The organism is Roseovarius sp. YIN77 (genome assembly GCF_057219155.1).
Genome location: NZ_JBXVVI010000010.1, coordinates 25,127 through 41,195 on the forward strand (window position 1 = coordinate 25,127; position 16,069 = coordinate 41,195).

16 protein-coding genes are annotated in these 16,069 nt (G+C 57.7%); 3 read left to right on the plus strand and 13 right to left on the minus strand.

The features are described 5' to 3' along the window. Nucleotides 1-49 precede the first annotated feature (49 nt). Genes AC2D8P_RS10220 through lptF form a run of 7 tightly spaced genes read right to left on the minus strand, consistent with a single transcriptional unit; the run spans nt 50 to nt 8,325 of the window. Nucleotides 50-937, minus strand: a complete 888-nt coding sequence (locus AC2D8P_RS10220; RefSeq protein WP_484702491.1) for a DMT family transporter — start codon at nt 935-937, stop codon at nt 50-52. After that, nucleotides 934-1,776, minus strand: a complete 843-nt coding sequence (rsmA, locus tag AC2D8P_RS10225) for a 16S rRNA (adenine(1518)-N(6)/adenine(1519)-N(6))-dimethyltransferase RsmA (RefSeq protein ID WP_484702493.1) — start codon at nt 1,774-1,776, stop codon at nt 934-936. The genes AC2D8P_RS10220 and rsmA overlap by 4 nt, the downstream gene beginning before the upstream one ends. After that, a complete protein-coding gene (gene pdxA / locus AC2D8P_RS10230; RefSeq protein WP_484702494.1) occupies nt 1,773-2,744 on the minus strand; it encodes a 4-hydroxythreonine-4-phosphate dehydrogenase PdxA in 972 nt (323 codons plus the stop codon). The genes rsmA and pdxA overlap by 4 nt, the downstream gene beginning before the upstream one ends. After that, nucleotides 2,741-3,973, minus strand: a complete 1,233-nt coding sequence (locus AC2D8P_RS10235) for a peptidylprolyl isomerase (RefSeq protein WP_484702496.1) — start codon at nt 3,971-3,973, stop codon at nt 2,741-2,743. Before AC2D8P_RS10235 ends, pdxA begins: the two co-directional genes overlap by 4 nt. Before the next feature lie 16 nt (nt 3,974-3,989). Next, nucleotides 3,990-6,110, minus strand: coding sequence for an LPS-assembly protein LptD (locus AC2D8P_RS10240; RefSeq protein WP_484702497.1), 2,121 nt, complete (start codon nt 6,108-6,110; stop codon nt 3,990-3,992). Continuing rightward, nucleotides 6,107-7,204, minus strand: coding sequence for an LPS export ABC transporter permease LptG (lptG, locus tag AC2D8P_RS10245; protein WP_484702499.1), 1,098 nt, complete (start codon nt 7,202-7,204; stop codon nt 6,107-6,109). The genes AC2D8P_RS10240 and lptG overlap by 4 nt, the downstream gene beginning before the upstream one ends. Then, complete coding sequence (gene lptF, locus AC2D8P_RS10250; RefSeq protein WP_484702501.1) at nt 7,201-8,325, minus strand: LPS export ABC transporter permease LptF; 1,125 nt, start codon at nt 8,323-8,325, stop codon at nt 7,201-7,203. The genes lptG and lptF overlap by 4 nt, the downstream gene beginning before the upstream one ends. 125 nt (nt 8,326-8,450) lie before the next feature. Between lptF and AC2D8P_RS10255 the strand changes: the two genes are divergently transcribed. Next, nucleotides 8,451-9,920, plus strand: coding sequence for a leucyl aminopeptidase (locus tag AC2D8P_RS10255; RefSeq protein ID WP_484702502.1), 1,470 nt, complete (start codon nt 8,451-8,453; stop codon nt 9,918-9,920). Nucleotides 9,921-9,924: 4 nt separating this feature from the next. Then, nucleotides 9,925-10,383 (plus strand): DNA polymerase III subunit chi, encoded by a 459-nt coding sequence (locus tag AC2D8P_RS10260; protein ID WP_484702504.1) that lies wholly within the window; start codon nt 9,925-9,927, stop codon nt 10,381-10,383. Nucleotides 10,384-10,390: 7 nt separating this feature from the next. Here AC2D8P_RS10260 and AC2D8P_RS10265 read toward each other — a convergent pair whose 3' ends face one another. The 6 genes from AC2D8P_RS10265 to AC2D8P_RS10290 all read right to left on the minus strand — a co-directional run bounded on the left by AC2D8P_RS10265 (nt 10,391) and on the right by AC2D8P_RS10290 (nt 15,451). Then, complete coding sequence (locus AC2D8P_RS10265) at nt 10,391-10,549, minus strand: hypothetical protein (protein WP_484702505.1); 159 nt, start codon at nt 10,547-10,549, stop codon at nt 10,391-10,393. A gap of 80 nt (nt 10,550-10,629) precedes the next feature. After that, nucleotides 10,630-11,655 carry a trans-3-hydroxy-L-proline dehydratase gene (locus AC2D8P_RS10270; protein ID WP_484702507.1) on the minus strand — a complete coding sequence of 342 codons (1,026 nt, stop codon included), beginning with the start codon at nt 11,653-11,655 and terminating at the stop codon, nt 10,630-10,632. Nucleotides 11,656-11,664: 9 nt separating this feature from the next. Next, nucleotides 11,665-12,246, minus strand: a complete 582-nt coding sequence (locus AC2D8P_RS10275) for a TIGR02281 family clan AA aspartic protease (protein ID WP_484702508.1) — start codon at nt 12,244-12,246, stop codon at nt 11,665-11,667. A 27-nt stretch (nt 12,247-12,273) separates the two neighbouring features. Then, nucleotides 12,274-12,885 carry a MarC family protein gene (locus tag AC2D8P_RS10280; RefSeq protein ID WP_484702510.1) on the minus strand — a complete coding sequence of 204 codons (612 nt, stop codon included), beginning with the start codon at nt 12,883-12,885 and terminating at the stop codon, nt 12,274-12,276. A gap of 3 nt (nt 12,886-12,888) precedes the next feature. Further along, complete coding sequence (locus tag AC2D8P_RS10285; protein ID WP_484702511.1) at nt 12,889-13,596, minus strand: GNAT family N-acetyltransferase; 708 nt, start codon at nt 13,594-13,596, stop codon at nt 12,889-12,891. A gap of 1 nt (nt 13,597) precedes the next feature. Continuing rightward, on the minus strand, nt 13,598-15,451 hold the full coding sequence (locus AC2D8P_RS10290; RefSeq protein WP_484702591.1) for an ABC-F family ATP-binding cassette domain-containing protein: 1,854 nt from the start codon (nt 15,449-15,451) through the stop codon (nt 13,598-13,600). 130 nt (nt 15,452-15,581) lie between these two features. Between AC2D8P_RS10290 and ndk the strand changes: the two genes are divergently transcribed. After that, the gene (ndk, locus tag AC2D8P_RS10295) at nt 15,582-16,004 is read left to right on the plus strand and encodes a nucleoside-diphosphate kinase (RefSeq protein WP_484702512.1); all 423 of its coding nucleotides are present in this window, start codon (nt 15,582-15,584) and stop codon (nt 16,002-16,004) included. Nucleotides 16,005-16,069: the final 65 nt, after the last annotated feature.

Genomic DNA, 16,069 nt, shown 5'->3' on the forward strand with positions numbered 1-16,069 from the left:
TCTAATTGCCACAGTTAAGGCTAACAAATGGGTGTTTGCGCCAACAGGATCACGCGTTTTGTGTGGCAGCGCTTTGCCTGGCAAGTCGGCGTTCGCGCATGAACATGTAAAGGCCCGATGCAATGATCAGTGTCGCACCACAGAGCGTGATCAGATCGGGGCGTTCGCCAAAGATTGTGACGCCCAGCAGGATCGAAAACAAAAGACGGGTGTAGCGAAACGGCGTGATGGCGGACGCATCACCCATGCGCATGGCGGTGACGATGCCGTAATAGCCGATGATGCCAAAGACGACGGCCCCCAACATCGACAGATTTAGATCGCCATCGATCGGGGTGTAGGTCTGAGGTGTCAGGGCGATCAGCACTATTCCGGTGGGGATTAGCGATAAGTAGGCCTGTGCTGCCACCAGCGTGGTGGGCAAATCTGGTGGCAGAAGTCGTGTCAGCAAATCACGCAGGGCGATCAAAAACACGGTTCCAAGCACATAGAGCATATCGGGGGTAAAGCCCTCAAACCCCGGGCGTATGATCAGCAACACCCCGGCAAATCCCACACAGATCGAGCTCCAGCGCCGCCAGCCGACTTGCTCACCCAGAAACAGGGCCGCCCCCATAGTGATGGCCAGGGGCGTTGCCTGAAAGACGGCAGCGACGATGGATAGGTCGACGCGTGACAGCGCGGTGACAAAAGTGAAGGCGGCAAGGGATTCAGTCGCTGCGCGGATAACCGGGATTGGCTGCCACGCGGATTTCTGAAATAGCGAATGACCAGTGACCACAACCATGGCCGCAAAGACCATGGTGCAGAATATGCCCAAGAGCAACAGAATTTGTCCGGTCGCGATTTGCGTCGACATTATCTTGATGAATGCATCTTCGACCGCAAAGGCCGCCATCGCCCCGATGACAATTAGGATGCCGTGGACGTTGTTCATAGCTGCTCGATCTGACGGGCGAGGGCGCAGAAGCCTTCGATTGGAATTTGTTCGGCGCGGTCGGTGGGTTTCAGGCCCGCAGCAATCAGGTGATCCTCGATATTCGGAGCGAGGCCTTTTAGGGATGCCCTAAGCATTTTACGGCGTTGGTTAAAGGCCTGCGCCACCACGCGCGACAGGATTTGCGGGTCAGCAGGCGCCAGTGGTTCGGCGCGCCGGGTCAGATGCACCACGGCAGAATGGATTTTCGGCGGCGGGGTGAAGGCCTCTGGCGGTAGGGTCAAGACGATCCGCGCCTCGCATCGCCACTGCGCGAGAATGGCGAGGCGGCCATAGGCTTTGTTGCCCGGCTCTGCCGTGATGCGTTGGGCGACCTCTTTTTGAAACATCAGGGTCAGGCTGTCCCAATAGGGCGGCCAGTTGTCCGGCGTCAGCCAGCGCACCAGAAGTTCGGTGCCAACGTTATAGGGCAGGTTGGCCACCACGCGGATCGGGGGCGTGAGGTGCTCCAGAGGATCTAGTTCCAATGCATCGGCATTGATCACCTGTAGCCTGCCGGGATAGGCGGCGTCGATCTCTGCCAGCGCGGGTAGGCAGCGGCTGTCTTTTTCAACCGCCAAAACGCGACGTGCGCCTTCGGCCAAGAGCCCACGGGTCAGGCCGCCGGGGCCTGGGCCGACCTCCAACACATCGCAGCCCGTTAGATCACCCGCCTGTCGGGCGATCTTGGCGGTCAGATTCAGATCCAGCAGAAAGTTCTGGCCTAGTGATTTCTTTGGGATCAGATCGTGATCGCGCAGAACCTGCGACAGGGGGGGGAGGCTATCAATCGTGCTCATGCCCGTGCTTTGGCCATTTTGTCCGCCAGACGCAAGGCCTCTATCAAACTGGTCGGGTTGGCGATGCCTTTCCCGGCAATATCAAAGGCGGTGCCGTGATCGGGCGAGGTGCGAATGATTGGCAGGCCCAGCGTGACATTGACGCCGCGATCAAAATCCAGCGTCTTGATCGGGATCAGCGCCTGATCGTGATACATGCAGATCGCCGCGTCATAGTTCGCACGGGCAGCCGCATGAAACATCGTATCTGCGGGCAGGGGGCCGGTGATGGTTATGCCCTCGCGCTGCAAGCGTTGGATTAGGGGGGCGATCAGGGTTTGATCCTCGGACCCCATAACGCCGCCCTCGCCCGCATGGGGGTTCAGGCCGGCAACGGCAAGGCGGGGGGAGCTGATGCCGAAGTCACGGATCAGCCCCTGATGGGTGATGCGGATTGTATCTTCTAACAGTTCGTCGGTCAGGGCCTCGGGCACATCAGAGAGGGCGATGTGGATAGTGGTGGGGACGACGCGCAGTTGGGGGCTAGCCAGCATCATGACCACCCGGTCGGTGTTGCAAAGTGCTGCCAGATATTCCGTGTGGCCGGGATAGGGGAAACCGGCACCGTCCTTCAGCGCCTTTTTGTTAATGGGCGCGGTGCACAGGGCGGAGGCGGTACAGGAACGGGTCAACGCCACACCGCGCGCGATGATGTCGATCACCGCCTGAGCATTGGCCGGGTCGGGGTGGCCGGGTATGGCCGGGGCCGGGAAGGGATGGGGTAGGACGGGCAGGGCGGATTGGCTGGCCTTTACCGCCTCTGCCGGATCAGTGATTTCGGTGAACGGGGTGCCGGTGGGCAGATGCGTGGGGTCGCCGAGCAGAAAAAACGGCAGGTCGCCCCGCAGTTCCGCCCAAGCGCGGGCGGCCAGTTCCGGCCCGACGCCTGCCGGTTCGCCGCAGGTCAGGGCGACCGGAGCGGCGGTCACGGGAATACGATGTCGGCTTCGGAGCGCAGCTCTGCCAGATAATTATCGGCGTAAGAGGCCAGGCGCTGATTGCGCAACTGAACGCGAATATCGTCGCGAGAGACATCCTCTACCTGTTCCGTCACGCGGCCGCAGAGCATCAAAAACACCAACGTATCACCACCATTGCGGGTCAGCGTGGTCGAAACTTCGTTCTCATCGAGTTTTGCCAATTCGATTGCGACATTTTGTGGGACATCCGACAGGGGCAGGACCTCTCGTTCCAAAACCTCTGGTGCTTCGCCATAGGCAACCCCGTAAAGATCATCGCAGGTGTCGACCGAGGCACGCAGTTTCGCGGCCTCTGATTGGGCCTTGCCACTGCGGGCATTTGGAATGAGGTATGAGGCGTAATCCACAGATAAGGTTTGAGTTTCCGGGGCTGCGGTTTCCTCCATCGCGCGCATTTGAAAGACGGCAATGGCGCCCGGCAGATCAATAGGTTCGGTGATCTGGCCCGGAGACAGAGTCAGGATTGCGCCGCGAAATTCAGGTGGCAGGTTGCCGATGGGGAGCCAATCAATTCGTCCACCGCGATCACGAGAGGGGGCTGCGGAATAATTGCGGGCAGCGGCGGCAAATTCTTCGGCTGATGTCAGGCGGCTGATTTCATTTGCAAGCTGTCGTGCGTCATCCTCTCGTCCCTCGGGGATGCCGATGATGATTTCTGAGAGCAAAACACGCACGCCACCGCGGCTTCCGGCAAGGGCAATGGCGCGATCGACTTCGGTATCGGATATTTGCGCCCGTGCGGAAAATCGGCCCTGGACGATCGTCCGCCAGATCATCCCGGCCTCGATAAACGAGCGGACGGTTTGTGGGTCAATACCATCCTCGGCGAGCAAATTGATCATTTCTTCACCCGTGATATTGGCGCGCTTTGCAAACTCCTCGATCCCTTGCACGACCGCCTCTTCTTCAAGCGTGATGCCAAAGGTGCGGCCTGCCTTTTGACGCAGGCGATCATCGATCAACGCTTCGAGAGCAATTTCTTCAAGGTTTCCGGTCTGATTCAAGGCACGCAGAAACAGGATACGCTGGTTCAGTTCGTATTGTGTCACAACCGCTTCATCAATATGAACGACCGGTGCTAACGGGTTCTGAGCGATGGCATCATCAGGTGTGAAAATCACCGACACCAACGCCAGAAGGCCGCCGAGAATAAGGGATGTGATCGTCTGCTTCGTCATGTCCAGTGCACCTGTCTTAGCTGCGGCATTGAGTTGCGCGATAGCGGCTGTTGTTGCGATTTCCGAATCCGGTCAGTGATACTGACAGACCAAAATCCGTTGTTGGGTTCAAGGTATCGGTCCGTGTAAAGCGGCGCGAGAGCGATAGGTCAACCTTTATGCATTCCGTTTCATACACAAGACCCAGGCCGGCGCGCACGGTTTTGTCGGCAATGAAGTCATGGGTCAGGTCGGCGGTGCCGCGCCAACCCTGGGCCAGATCAAACCCGGATTCCAGAAACCATTCCGAAGTTTGCGGACGGTCCTCTTCTGGTGCGTCTTCCAGCCAGACATAAGTTGAAGCCAGCGAGAAGCCGTCTTTGCGCCAATTGATCCGGGTTTCGCTGCGGTTGAAATTCAGCGCGTCATCAAAAAGCGCGCGGTTGGCAATGGTCAGGTTGTCGGGCAAGTTGAATTGTGCCGCCAAGAGCCAGTCGGACCGTGTGCCAGTCAAGCCGGTGCCGTTGGTAAATTGGTTCAGATCGTCGTCACGAATAATCTGCCCGATGGTCATGTTGGTTGACCAGCCTGTTGGGTCATATCGGGTCCAGGTCAGGCCGAGATTGGCGCGCAACCCGCGTTCGATCCGATCCGAACCGGTGAAACGGGAGAAGGCAAAAAGGTTGCCCTCATCAAATTCCACCAACTGGCTGTCTTCGTTGGCGATGTTCTGCTCGTCCTCAGTCGTCCAGAGAATCTGTGCGACAGGTTCCAATAATTGTCGGCTGCCATCTGCCCCCTGCCGGGCCATGGGCCGGCGAAGTTCGGCCCCAATCGTGCCGGTGGCGAAAAGGCCATTCTCTTCTTCTGCAAATCCCTGACGGTTGCCATAAAAATCCAGCCGGGCTTGTGACAATAGCGCGGATTGAAACCCAGCCCCGGTGACCCATTCCTTGCGCCAGTTCAAGATGGCAGAGGCGCGACCGACGTCCCGGCCAAGATCACCAACCTCGCCCGATTGGCGATGGGCAATCAACCCGTCAAAGGTCAGATCCACCGCGCCGCCGATCCAATTGGGTTCAAACCGGGACTGACGTCGGAACGATCCGATGGTTGAAAAAATCTGGCTGTTATCTTCGGAGTCGCGCAAGGATTTGTAGTAGGTGAGCGAGGTGTCAAAGGACAGGTCGCGCTGGTGCTTGGACAGGGTGACGTTGCTGTCCAGTCGGTCCTTGTCGGAATAATCATAGTCCAGCAGGTAGTCGTCGTCTGATGCATATTCTAGATCAAAATCAAGCTGGTAGTCATTTCGCAGATCAAAATGACCTTCGATAAAGGTGTAGCTGCGCAGTTCATTTGGTCTGAGATCGTCGTCTGACACGGCCCCATCGACGATGATATCGCCATTTCTGAAGGCCTGACGATAGCGGTATTCAAGCGTTGTGGTGGAACTCGACAAATAGGGTGTCAATGTCAGATCGCGGTGATCACCCAGCCGGATGAAATAGGGCAGTTTCGCGCCGGTGCCCAAGAGCGAGGTGCTGCGCAAACTGGGGATCAGAAATCCGGTGGCGCGTTTCAGCGTCGGATCTGGCAGGCGCAGGCGCGGGGCATAGAAGATCGGCAGACCCATCAGGCGCAACTGTGCATTATCGAAATAGAGCTGTTGTTCCTGACGGTCATGCACCACGCGAGAGGATCGGATTTCCCATAACGGAACGGAGCTGCCAGAACAGACCCGACAGCTGGATGCAACGGTTCGGTTCATCTGCGTAAAACGCCCATCAATATGGCGTATCTGTGCCGCCGCGATCTGCAATTGCTGGTCAATCACCAGACGGGCGCTGTGCAAGATGCCATTGCGCAGGTCGTCTGATAGTTCTGCACTGTCAGCGAGCACCATTGTGTTTCCAGCATCGCGAAGCGTTAGAGGCCCCTCGATCTGCAGTTGCCCGGTGGCGTTGTCATATCGCAGTGATCTGGCCGTCACGTGGGTGGTGCCCTGAAAAATCTCTACATTGCCCTCGGCGATCAGGATGGTGGTGCCATCCATGCGAACGGAATCGGCGATGAGTTGCACGGTATCCTGCGCCTTTAGCGGTAGGGAGGTTGCTGCAATAATGATGGCGGCCAGAATGAGTTTGAATAGCTGTGTCATCCGTCCTCCAGATGCAGGAGGAGACCCATGGACATCATGATGGCGGCAAAAGGCGGTGCCCAGGCAGCAAGGTAAATCGGAATCTGGCCGTTTTCGCCAAGGACCTGTGCAAAGTTTCGGATAAAGTACATTCCAAACCCAACCAGTATTGCCAACAGGACCATGATCCCGGTTTTACCAAAACGGGTATGGCGCATTGTAAAGCCAGCCCCGATTAGGACCATTGCCACCAACATCAGGGGAAGAGCAAGCTCCATCTGAAACCAAACCCGGTGGCTGAGGGCGGAAAAACCTGCCTGATCAAGGCTGAAGATGAAATCTGGCAAGTCCCAGATGGCGATGGCACTGGGGGCGCCGAAGCTGTCACGAATTTGATCCCGGGTCAGGTCCGATGGGAACACCAATAATTCAGAAGTCTGTGCGTCGCGTTCTGGATTGTTGGTGTTGGTCAGGGGCCATGATTTTGCGTTCCGAAGCTCCCACGCGCCATCGATAAGTTTGGCGCTTTGGGCATCAATCCGTTGCGTTGGTGTGCCATCGGTGGAGAGAACGATAAAACGCACCCTTTGCAGTTCGGTGCCATCTGAATTGGCATTTTGGGCATTGATGACCGTTTGGCCCTTATCGTCGCCTTGCCGGAGCCACAGGCCCTCTGCCGAAATGGACAGAACCCGGGCCTCCCCGCTCGCGAGTTCGGCAGAACGGTATTCATATTCGCGTTGGGTCGCCGCCACGATCGGGTTAAGGGCGGCAATGGCCAGGATGCCGATCATAAACGCCAGGATGACCGGGGCGATCAGGGCCCGAAGCGCGGAACGCCCGGCGGCGCGGGTGACGACCAGCTCGCTGGAACGCGCGAAGGCCAGAAACAGGGTTAGGGTTGCTAGAATCGTGATCAATGGCAGGATTTGATAGATGGTTTCCGGCACATTCAGGGCAGATAGACCGACGATGCGGCTCATCTCGATATCCTTGCCACCATAGCGACGCAGTTGTTCGGCGATATCGATCAGAAGAACGATGCCCGCAAACACACCGAATACGCCCAGAAAGGACCACAGGAAACGCCGGGCAAAGTAAAAATGCAGGGTCATGTTTGCGCCTCCCTGCGGCGGGTCAGCAGGGTGGGCGTATCAGCCACCCACAGAATAATCATCCCGAGCAGGGTTCCAGCGAGCGCCGGGACGTAAAGAAGCGGCCATAGAGCCCCGGAGCCACGGGCCATATCGGCCATTGAATTGTCTAGCGCCTTGACCACAACCAGCAATACGATGGCCACGATGATTTGACGCCAGACACCAAACCGACTGAACCCACCCAAAAGCAGGCAGGAAAATCCGATCAGTGACGTCACCACGGACAAGAACGGTTGCGCCAGCCGGTCATGTGCTTCGATCAGCATGCGCGATTGATCCCAGCGGTGCTGTGTAACCAACCTGTCGGCTTGAAACAGCAAATCGAATGTATAGGCCTCCCGCGGTTGAACGCGTCGGGCGGTGCCGGTGTTGATCAATCCATCCAGATCAAAGTTCAGTTCCGCAAAAGACGTCGTGGACATCTGATTGCTTTCGCGGTCGGTGGTTTGGGCCTGCCCCTGAAACATCAAAAGCTTGGGCGCCCCCCCGGCATTGACCAACAGGGCGCTGCGCGCCGTATAGATCGTGTCTTGGGTATCATCGCGTTGATCAGACAGGAAGATATCGCGCAGTTCCCCGGCTGGGGTGATTTCACGGATGTAAAAGGTGACGCCAGTAGAGGGATGCAGAAATTGCCCGTCTTTTAAGAACCGGGCAGAGATGTTTCTGGCGATTTCATCTTGCCGCTCCGCCAAAGCCCGGTTGGAGGCCGGGACCAGAATATTTGTCAGAATCATCAACAATAGCGTCACGATCAGGCCGAACATCACCACCGGGCGGGCCAGCCGAAAGCTGCTGTAGCCAGATGATTGCATGACCACCAGTTCGCTTTCGTTGGACAGCCGGTTAGTGACGTAAACCGTGGCGATGAAGGCAGAGATTGGCAGGACAACACGGATCACATTGGGCAGGGTCAGTGCGGTAAATTCCAAAAAAACCCAAGCCGATTGGCCATCAGCAATCAATTGATCAAACAGCGATATCGCCCGGTTCACCCAATAGACCATCACCAGGATAAGAGAGAAGAACCCAAACAGCACCATCAGTTGCGACAGCATATATCTGTCGAATCTTGTCACGAATACAGCCCCCGGGGTCATTTATCTGGCGGTAAACTAGACCAATTTTAGACGAGGGAAAACTGCTATCTGGTCATTAGGCGGCAGGTTGACTACCAATAGCACAAACCAGACAGGAGAGACGCATGACCAGCCCCGCCCGTATCGATTTTACAGATGTCAATCTGGACGAAATTGCCCAGCACACAGGTGTTGTCGCGGTTTTTTTGGGGGAAGACGGCAAGATGGATCAGACCGCACGGCGGGTGAACCGTCAGACAAGGGGGGTGCTGCAGCGGATGGCGGCCTCTGACGGGTATGCCAAGATGAAGCCGGGACAGGTCAAGGAAATCGCCTGGCCCGACCGGATGGCGGCCGAGTCATTGATCGTGGTGCGTCTGGATCGCCGACCCCGCGTCGAGGACGCCCGTGCAGCCGGTGCCGCCATCGCCAAGGCGCGAGGCACATCACCGCTGCTGGTTTTGGCCGGGAACTTGCGCCGGGCGGCGGATCTGTCGCTGGGATTGGCGTTGCGCGGTTATGATTTCAATGCCCATAAATCCGAAGAGACGCCTGCGCTGGGTGATGTTGCAATCATGGTGTCAAACCCCGAAGCGGTCGCCGCAGAGGCGGGCCCGATGGCGGCGGTGGCAGAAGGCGTGTTTTTCACCCGTGATCTGGTCAATGAACCGGCCAATGTGTTGACCACCGATGATTTCGCCGCCCGTTTGGCTGCTATGCAGGAATTGGGGCTAGAGGTTGAGATCCTGGAAGAAGTCGATCTGGAAAAGCTGGGCATGCGGGCACTGTTGGGCGTGGGGCAGGGATCAGAGAGCGCGTCCAAGGTTGTCGTCATGCAGTGGAATGGTGGCGTGAAGGGGGAGGCGCCCTTTGCGCTGGTCGGCAAAGGCGTGGTTTTTGACACGGGTGGCATTTCGATCAAACCCGCCGGTGGCATGGAAGATATGACCATGGATATGGGCGGGGCCGGTGTGGTTGCGGGTGTTATGCGCACGCTCGCCCTGCGCAAGGCCAAGGCCAATGTCGTCGGCTTGGTCGGATTGGTGGAAAACATGCCGGACGGACGTGCACAACGCCCCGGTGATGTGGTGAAATCGATGAAGGGCGACACCATTGAGGTGATCAACACCGATGCTGAGGGGCGCTTGGTTCTGGCCGATGTGCTGTGGTATGCGCAGGAGCGATTTAATCCTACGGGCGTGATTGACCTGGCCACGCTGACCGGTGCGATTGTCATCGGGTTGGGTCACGAAAACGCCGGCGTGTTTTCCAACAACGATGCGCTGTGCAATGCGTTCCTTAAGGCCGCAGGGACCGAGGGCGAAGGTGCCTGGCGGATGCCCCTGGGCGCGGCCTATGACAAGCAGATAAAATCACGCATTGCGGATATGAAGAACGTGGGTGGGCGGCCAGGCGGCTCTATCACTGCGGCGCAATTCTTGCAGCGGTTTATCAAGGGTGAAACCCCGTGGATCCATCTGGATATTGCCGGGGTGGCGAGTTTGAGCACCGAAAGCACGCTGGCCCCCAATGGTGCGACCGGTTGGGGGGTTATGGCGCTGGATCGTTTGATCCGGGATCTGCAGGAGGTCTGATCAAGTGGGCGCGGCCTATTTCTATCACCTAACGGACAACCCGCTGGAAGTGACCTTGCCCATGTTGTTGGGCAAGGCGCGTGCTGCGGGCTGGCGGGTGGTGGTGCGCGGGCCGGATGTGGCACGCCTGGATTGGTTGGATCAAAAGCTGTGGCTGGGCCATGAAGAGGCGTTTTTGCCACATGGTCGGGCGGGTACAGGCTTTGACGCGGATCAGCCAATCCTGCTGACAACGGGCGCGGATTTTCCCAACGGAGCCAGTTGCCTGATGAGCATTGATGGGGCCGAAGTAACACCTGAGGAGGTGGCCCGAATGGAACGGGTCTGCGTGATTTTTGACGGAAATGATCCAGAGGCCGTCAGCCATGCGCGCGGACAATGGAAGACGCTGTCTGAGGCCGAATGTAGCCTTCAATACTGGGCGCAAGAGGCCGGGCGGTGGCAGAAGAAGGCGGAGAAGTGAATGCAGATTAGCGTAACCAGACAATCAAAATAATTATTGCGACCGCTGCACCGATGGCGAGTAATCCGATCGGTTCGGATATCATGTAATTGGCAAATCCACCAAATCCGCTACCATGCCTTCCTGCCGCGCCGGATGCGACGCCCAGTGTAAGTCCGTATTCCATAAATCATTACCTTACCAGCTGGGTGAACTTACCCAACGGAAACTATAGCTCAGAATGTGTGGTTTGTCATCTGTGGCCGATCAACTTGCGCCCCAGGTGTCTGAGAGGCGGTATCCGCGGGGCCAGGGATCAGTGGGGTCGAGCATGTGTTGAAGGGTGCCCGTGATCCAGGCGCGACCGGATATTTCAGGTTGGATGGTGGGTTTGTCGCCGACGGAAGGGCCGGAGGTGAACTTGCAATGAAACTCAGACCCGATGACGGACCGTGCGATGTAAGTGTCCCCGGCCTGCATTTGACCACGAGCAGCCAGCACTGCCATGCGGGCGGAGCAGCCGGTGCCGGTGGGGGAGCGGTCAAGCTTTCCAGGTTTGATGGCGACGGTGTTGGCGCCAGTGAGCGTGTTGCCTTGACGGCTGAGCGGGCCGGTAAATTGGCAGAAAGAAATATGGGTCCAATCCAACACCGGATGGGAAAATCCCAGCTGTTCATTAGCCTCATCGGTGATTTGTGCGCCCAGCCGCGCCAGATCGGCGGCCTCGTCCGGGGTGATGGAAAACCCGAGCGCCTGCGCATCCAGCAGCACAAAACTGTCGCCGCCAAAGGCGGTATCGACGGTGAGCGTGCCGTGGCCCGCGACCTCGAGCGTCGCGTCTAACCTGTCCGCGAAAGAGGGGACGTTTTGGATGGTGATGCGCTGGGCCTTGCCCACTTTGCACTCTGCCCGCACCGGGACCAGCCCGCCGGGGGCTTGCAGGGTCAGGGTGGTCACGGGTTCCGTCATTTCTATCATGCCGCTGTCCAACAGCACGGTTGCCACGCAGATCGAGTTTGACCCGGACATGGGCGGGGTGTCTTCGGGCTCCATGATGATAAAGGCGGCGTCAGCCCGGGGGTCCGTGGGCGGCACTAGTAGGTTCACATGCCGAAAGACCCCGCCGCGTGGTTCGTTCAGTACAAAGTTGCGCAGGGTTTCGTCGCGGGCAATGAAATCGCGCTGATCCCACAGCGTGTCCCCCGGCGGCGGTTCGACGCCCCCGACGATCACATCTCCGACCTCTCCCTCTGCATGGCAGGAAATGACATTGATGGTTTTGGTGCTGTGCATGGAGGTACCTTAACGGGTCAGGATCAGCGTGTTGCCGGTAATTTCTATCCGATCAAAGCGGTTCAGGTAATCCATGCCCAGCAATGAGCCATCCATCTGACCCTGATTGACATAGGCAGGTACGTTGCGATCCTGAATGGCGCCGATCTCTATCACATTCAATTGAACATAGGCGGTGCGCACAATTCCGTTGGCGGTGTGTGCCTGACCCAAATAGGCGAGCGTGTCGGTATCGATCCCGATCCGGCGGGCGTCAGCTTGGGACAGAACAATGCCGGTAGCCCCGGTATCCACGGTGAATTGGGTTGGTGTGTCGTTCAGATGAAGTGTCAGATAGTAATGACCATCTTGGGCGCGGGGGACTTCGATCTGGGTGCCGTTTGGGGACACGGATTGGCGTGGCAGGATATCGTTGCGAATGTCGCCCCATAGCCCGACCGCCCCGATCACCCCGATAAAGATCAGCCCCCAAATCATTGCATATTGGGTGGTTTTGCCCATTGCATTGCGATTTTGGGCGATGAACCAACCAATCACCGCCGCACCTAGGATGACAAGGTAAATCAGGCGGCCAAGCTGGTCTGGGTCCACGGGGCGCTCCTTTGATCCGGGTGTGTGCTACACGATGCCAAGTGCGCGCAGCCCGTCAATGACAAATTGCACAGACAGGGCGGACAGCATCATCCCAAAAAGCCGGGTGACGACATTGATGCCGGTTTCACCGAGCGCACGTTCGATGAATGTGCCCATCAGAAACGCAATAAAAACAAGGCTCAACGCCACAAACAACATGCCAAAGACGGCAATATTTGCGGTCATGTCATCGCCGGCCTCCCCGGTCAGCAGTATGATGGTGGCAATGGCCCCGGGGCCGGCAATTAATGGTGTGGCCAGAGGAAAGATCGACGGATCATTGACGGAAGAGGCCTGCCCTCGCCGTCGTTGGGTGCGGCGTTCAAACAGCATTTCAAGCGCTGTGAGAAAGAGCAGGATGCCGCCCGCGATGCGAAAGGCGGGCAGGGAAATTCCGGCAATTCCCAGAACCGCCTCGCCAAACAGGCCAAAAGCAAACAGAATTCCACCGCCCGTCAAACAGGCACGGATGGCAATGGCGCGGCGTTCCTTATGGCCGGCCCCAACGGTCAGTGTGACAAAGAGCGGGGCCAACGCGATGGGATCGACGACCACGAAAATCGTGATGAAAGCGGTGATGAGGGCGGCGATATCCATGAGTTACCTTTTGATCAGGTCCTGTAGTCGATTGATCTGTTGGCCTGAATTATCGAAGTTAGCGGGTGAAAGCCAGCGCTGAAATCCGGCTTTGATCTGCGGCCAATCCTGATCAATGATGGCAAACCAGGCGGTGTCACGGTTGCGGCCTTTGTAATGGGTAGCTTGGCGAAACTTGCCCTCGTAGGTGAATCCCAACCGCTCTGCCGCGCGGCAGGACCGGGCATTCAGGGCATCACATTTCCATTCGTACCGGCGGTAGCCCAGTTCGTCAAAAACACGGACCATCATCAGATACATCGCCTCTGTCGCGGTCACAGTTCGCTGAAGCGCCGGGGAAAAATTGATATGCCCAACCTCGATCACCCCGGCCTGCGGCGTGATGCGCAGATAGCTGGCAACGCCAACCGGGGAGCCCTCTGTACTTAAAATCGTATGGAATTTTGGGTCAGGGCCGGTGCAGGTGGTCTGCATCCACGTGTTGAAGGCGTCAAAGTCTTGAAACGGGCCATAGGGTAGATAAGTCCATACGCGATCTTCGGCATCGGCGACATAGGCCTCAAACAATGCCTGCCCATGGACTTGCGGGTCTAATGGAACAAGCGTGCAGCTGCGGCCGGTCATCGGCGTATCTGGCGGCGTGGGGCGTGGGAAAGAAATGTCAATCGGTGCGCCGATGGGTTGGCGTAGGTGATTGGAGTGTTGCGCCATCTTACCCTCCCGCTGCGTCCAGTTTTTCCTGCGCGGTCAGCCACATTTCCTCGGCCCGGGCCTGGGCATCGCGCAGTTCGCCATATTTTTTCTGCCAGACAGCGATTTTCTGCGGATTGGATTTGTCATAGAGATCGGGGTCAGAGAATTTTTCGCTGAGCTTGGTGCTCATATCCGCCAGTTTTTCAAGGCGTTCTTCGCATTTCTTCACTTCTGCCTTTAGCGCTTTGATCTGATCGCGGCCGGGTTTCTTTTCGATCGGTACGGGTTTGGATTTGGCAGATTTTTCCGGGGCGTCGCGGGTTAACAGAAGTTTTCGGTAAGACGCCAGATCATCCTCGTAGGGCGTAACAGTACCGCCTTTGACCAGCCACAGCCGATCCGCGACCAGGGACAGAAGGTGCATGTCGTGGCTGACGAGGATCACCGCACCGGAATAGGCGGTCAGGGCCTCGACCAGTGCCTCGCGGCTTTCGATATCCAGGTGGTTGGTCGGCTCGTCAAGGATCAACATATGTGGCGCGTCGATGGTGGCCAGCAACAGACTGAGCCGCGCCTTTTGACCACCCGAAAGCCGCCCGACGACGGTATCGGCCTGTTCGGAACCGATGCCAAAGCCGCCCATGCGGGCGCGCAGTTTCGCCGGGGTTTCGTTTGGGCGCAAGCGACGGATATGTTCCAGTGGCGTTTCGTCGATATACAGCTCATCCACCTGATGTTGCGCGAAGTAACCGACGCGCAGTTTGTTGGCGCTGGTTTTTTGCCCGGACATCACCGGAAGTCTGTCTGACAACAGTTTGGATAGAGTGGATTTTCCCTCACCGTTCTTACCCAGAAGCGCGATCCGGTCATCCTGATCGATCCGCAGGTTCAATCGCTGCAAAACTACAGTGTCGCCATAGCCCACGGACGCCCCTTCGAGATTCACAATGGGCGGCGACAGCTCTTCAGGTTCCGGGAAAGAGAACCGTTTCAATGCGGCCTCTTGCGGGCGGGTGATCGGTTTCATCTTTTCGATCATTTTCAAGCGGCTTTGCGCTTGCTTGGCCTTTGTGGCCTTGGCGCGGAACCGATCAACAAAACTTTGCAAATGTTCGCGACGGGCGTCTTGTTTCTTAGCCTCTGACTCTGCTGCGGCCAGTCGGGCGGCGCGGGTTTCGGCAAAGGTGTCATAGCCCCCCTGATAGAGGGTCAGTTTCTTATCTTCCAAATGCAGGATGCCACCCACTGCCCGGTTCAACAGACCACGATCGTGGCTGACAATCAGGACGGTATGCGGATAGCGGGCCAGATAGTTTTCCAGCCAGATCGCGCCTTCCAGGTCTAGATAGTTGGTTGGTTCGTCCAAAAGCAACAGATCGGGGGCGGAAAACAGTACGGCGGCCAAGGCCACGCGCATCCGCCAGCCGCCGGAAAAGGCCGAACAGGGCATCGATTGTTTTTCCGCCTCAAACCCCAAGCCGCGCAGGATTGAGGAGGCCCGTGCCTCTGCCGACCAGGCGTCGATATCGGCCAGACGGGTCTGGATATCGGCGATGCGGGTCGGATCTGTTGCGGTGTCAGCCTCTGCCAGCAATGCCGCGCGTTCCGTATCGGCCGCCAGAACCGTATTCAGAAGCGAGGTTTCAGAAGAAGGGACCTCTTGGCTGACGCCACCGATGCGGGCGGCCTTGGGCAATTCGACGCGCCCGGTTTCCAGCGTCAATTCACCCCGGATCAGATTGAAGAGCGTGGTCTTGCCGGTACCGTTGCGCCCAACCACGCCGACCTTGTGCCCCGTGGGGATGGTGGCGGAGGCATGGTCGATCAGCAGACGGCCATCGACGGAATAGGATATGTCTCGAAGTTTTAACATAGAGGCCATGTGCCTGAGCCGCGCGGAATGGTCAATCACGGCTTTTCAACCGGTTCTGCCCATGTTAAGCGCGGCCACAGAATTTCCGGGGGTGTCCCCGCGACCTGAACCATCAATGAAAGAGACTGACATGGCTATCCAACGCACATTTTCGATCGTCAAACCCGACGCCACCAAACGCAACCTGACTGGCGCCATCTGCGCCAAGCTGGAGGCCGCTGGCCTGCGCATCGTTGCCCAAAAACGCATCCACCTGACCAAAGCCCAGGCTGGTGTTTTCTATGCAGTCCACGCTGAGCGCCCGTTCTATGACGAACTGTGCGAATTCATGTCATCCGAGCCGATCGTCGTTCAGGTTCTGGAAGGCGAAGACGCAATTGCGAAAAACCGCGAAGTCATGGGCGCCACCAACCCGGCCGAAGCTGCCGATGGCACGATCCGCAAGGAGTTCGCCCTGTCCATCGGCGAGAACTCTGTCCACGGTTCCGACGCCCCGGAAACTGCGGCTGTTGAGATCGCTTATTTCTTCGCTGGACTTGAACTGGTTGGCTAAGCCATCCTGCGATTTTAGAATTCTAAACGCCCGTGCAGAAATGCGCGGGCGTTTTACGTAAGGGG

Bases quoted from the DNA above. Each gene is read 5' to 3' on its own strand.
- AC2D8P_RS10255 (WP_484702502.1), top strand. From the start codon at position 8,451: ATGACCAGCCCCGCCCGTATCGATTTTACAGATGTCAATCTGGACGAA.
- ndk (WP_484702512.1), top strand. From the start codon at position 15,582: ATGGCTATCCAACGCACATTTTCGATCGTCAAACCCGACGCCACCAAA.
- AC2D8P_RS10265 (WP_484702505.1), bottom strand. From the start codon at position 10,549: ATGGAATACGGACTTACACTGGGCGTCGCATCCGGCGCGGCAGGAAGG.
- AC2D8P_RS10285 (WP_484702511.1), bottom strand. From the start codon at position 13,596: ATGGCGCAACACTCCAATCACCTACGCCAACCCATCGGCGCACCGATT.
- AC2D8P_RS10240 (WP_484702497.1), bottom strand. From the start codon at position 6,110: ATGACACAGCTATTCAAACTCATTCTGGCCGCCATCATTATTGCAGCA.
- rsmA (WP_484702493.1), bottom strand. From the start codon at position 1,776: ATGAGCACGATTGATAGCCTCCCCCCCCTGTCGCAGGTTCTGCGCGAT.
- AC2D8P_RS10280 (WP_484702510.1), bottom strand. From the start codon at position 12,885: ATGGATATCGCCGCCCTCATCACCGCTTTCATCACGATTTTCGTGGTC.
- AC2D8P_RS10235 (WP_484702496.1), bottom strand. From the start codon at position 3,973: ATGACGAAGCAGACGATCACATCCCTTATTCTCGGCGGCCTTCTGGCG.
- AC2D8P_RS10220 (WP_484702491.1), bottom strand. From the start codon at position 937: ATGAACAACGTCCACGGCATCCTAATTGTCATCGGGGCGATGGCGGCC.
- AC2D8P_RS10290 (WP_484702591.1), bottom strand. From the start codon at position 15,451: ATGTTAAAACTTCGAGACATATCCTATTCCGTCGATGGCCGTCTGCTG.
- AC2D8P_RS10270 (WP_484702507.1), bottom strand. From the start codon at position 11,655: ATGCACAGCACCAAAACCATCAATGTCATTTCCTGCCATGCAGAGGGA.
- lptG (WP_484702499.1), bottom strand. From the start codon at position 7,204: ATGACCCTGCATTTTTACTTTGCCCGGCGTTTCCTGTGGTCCTTTCTG.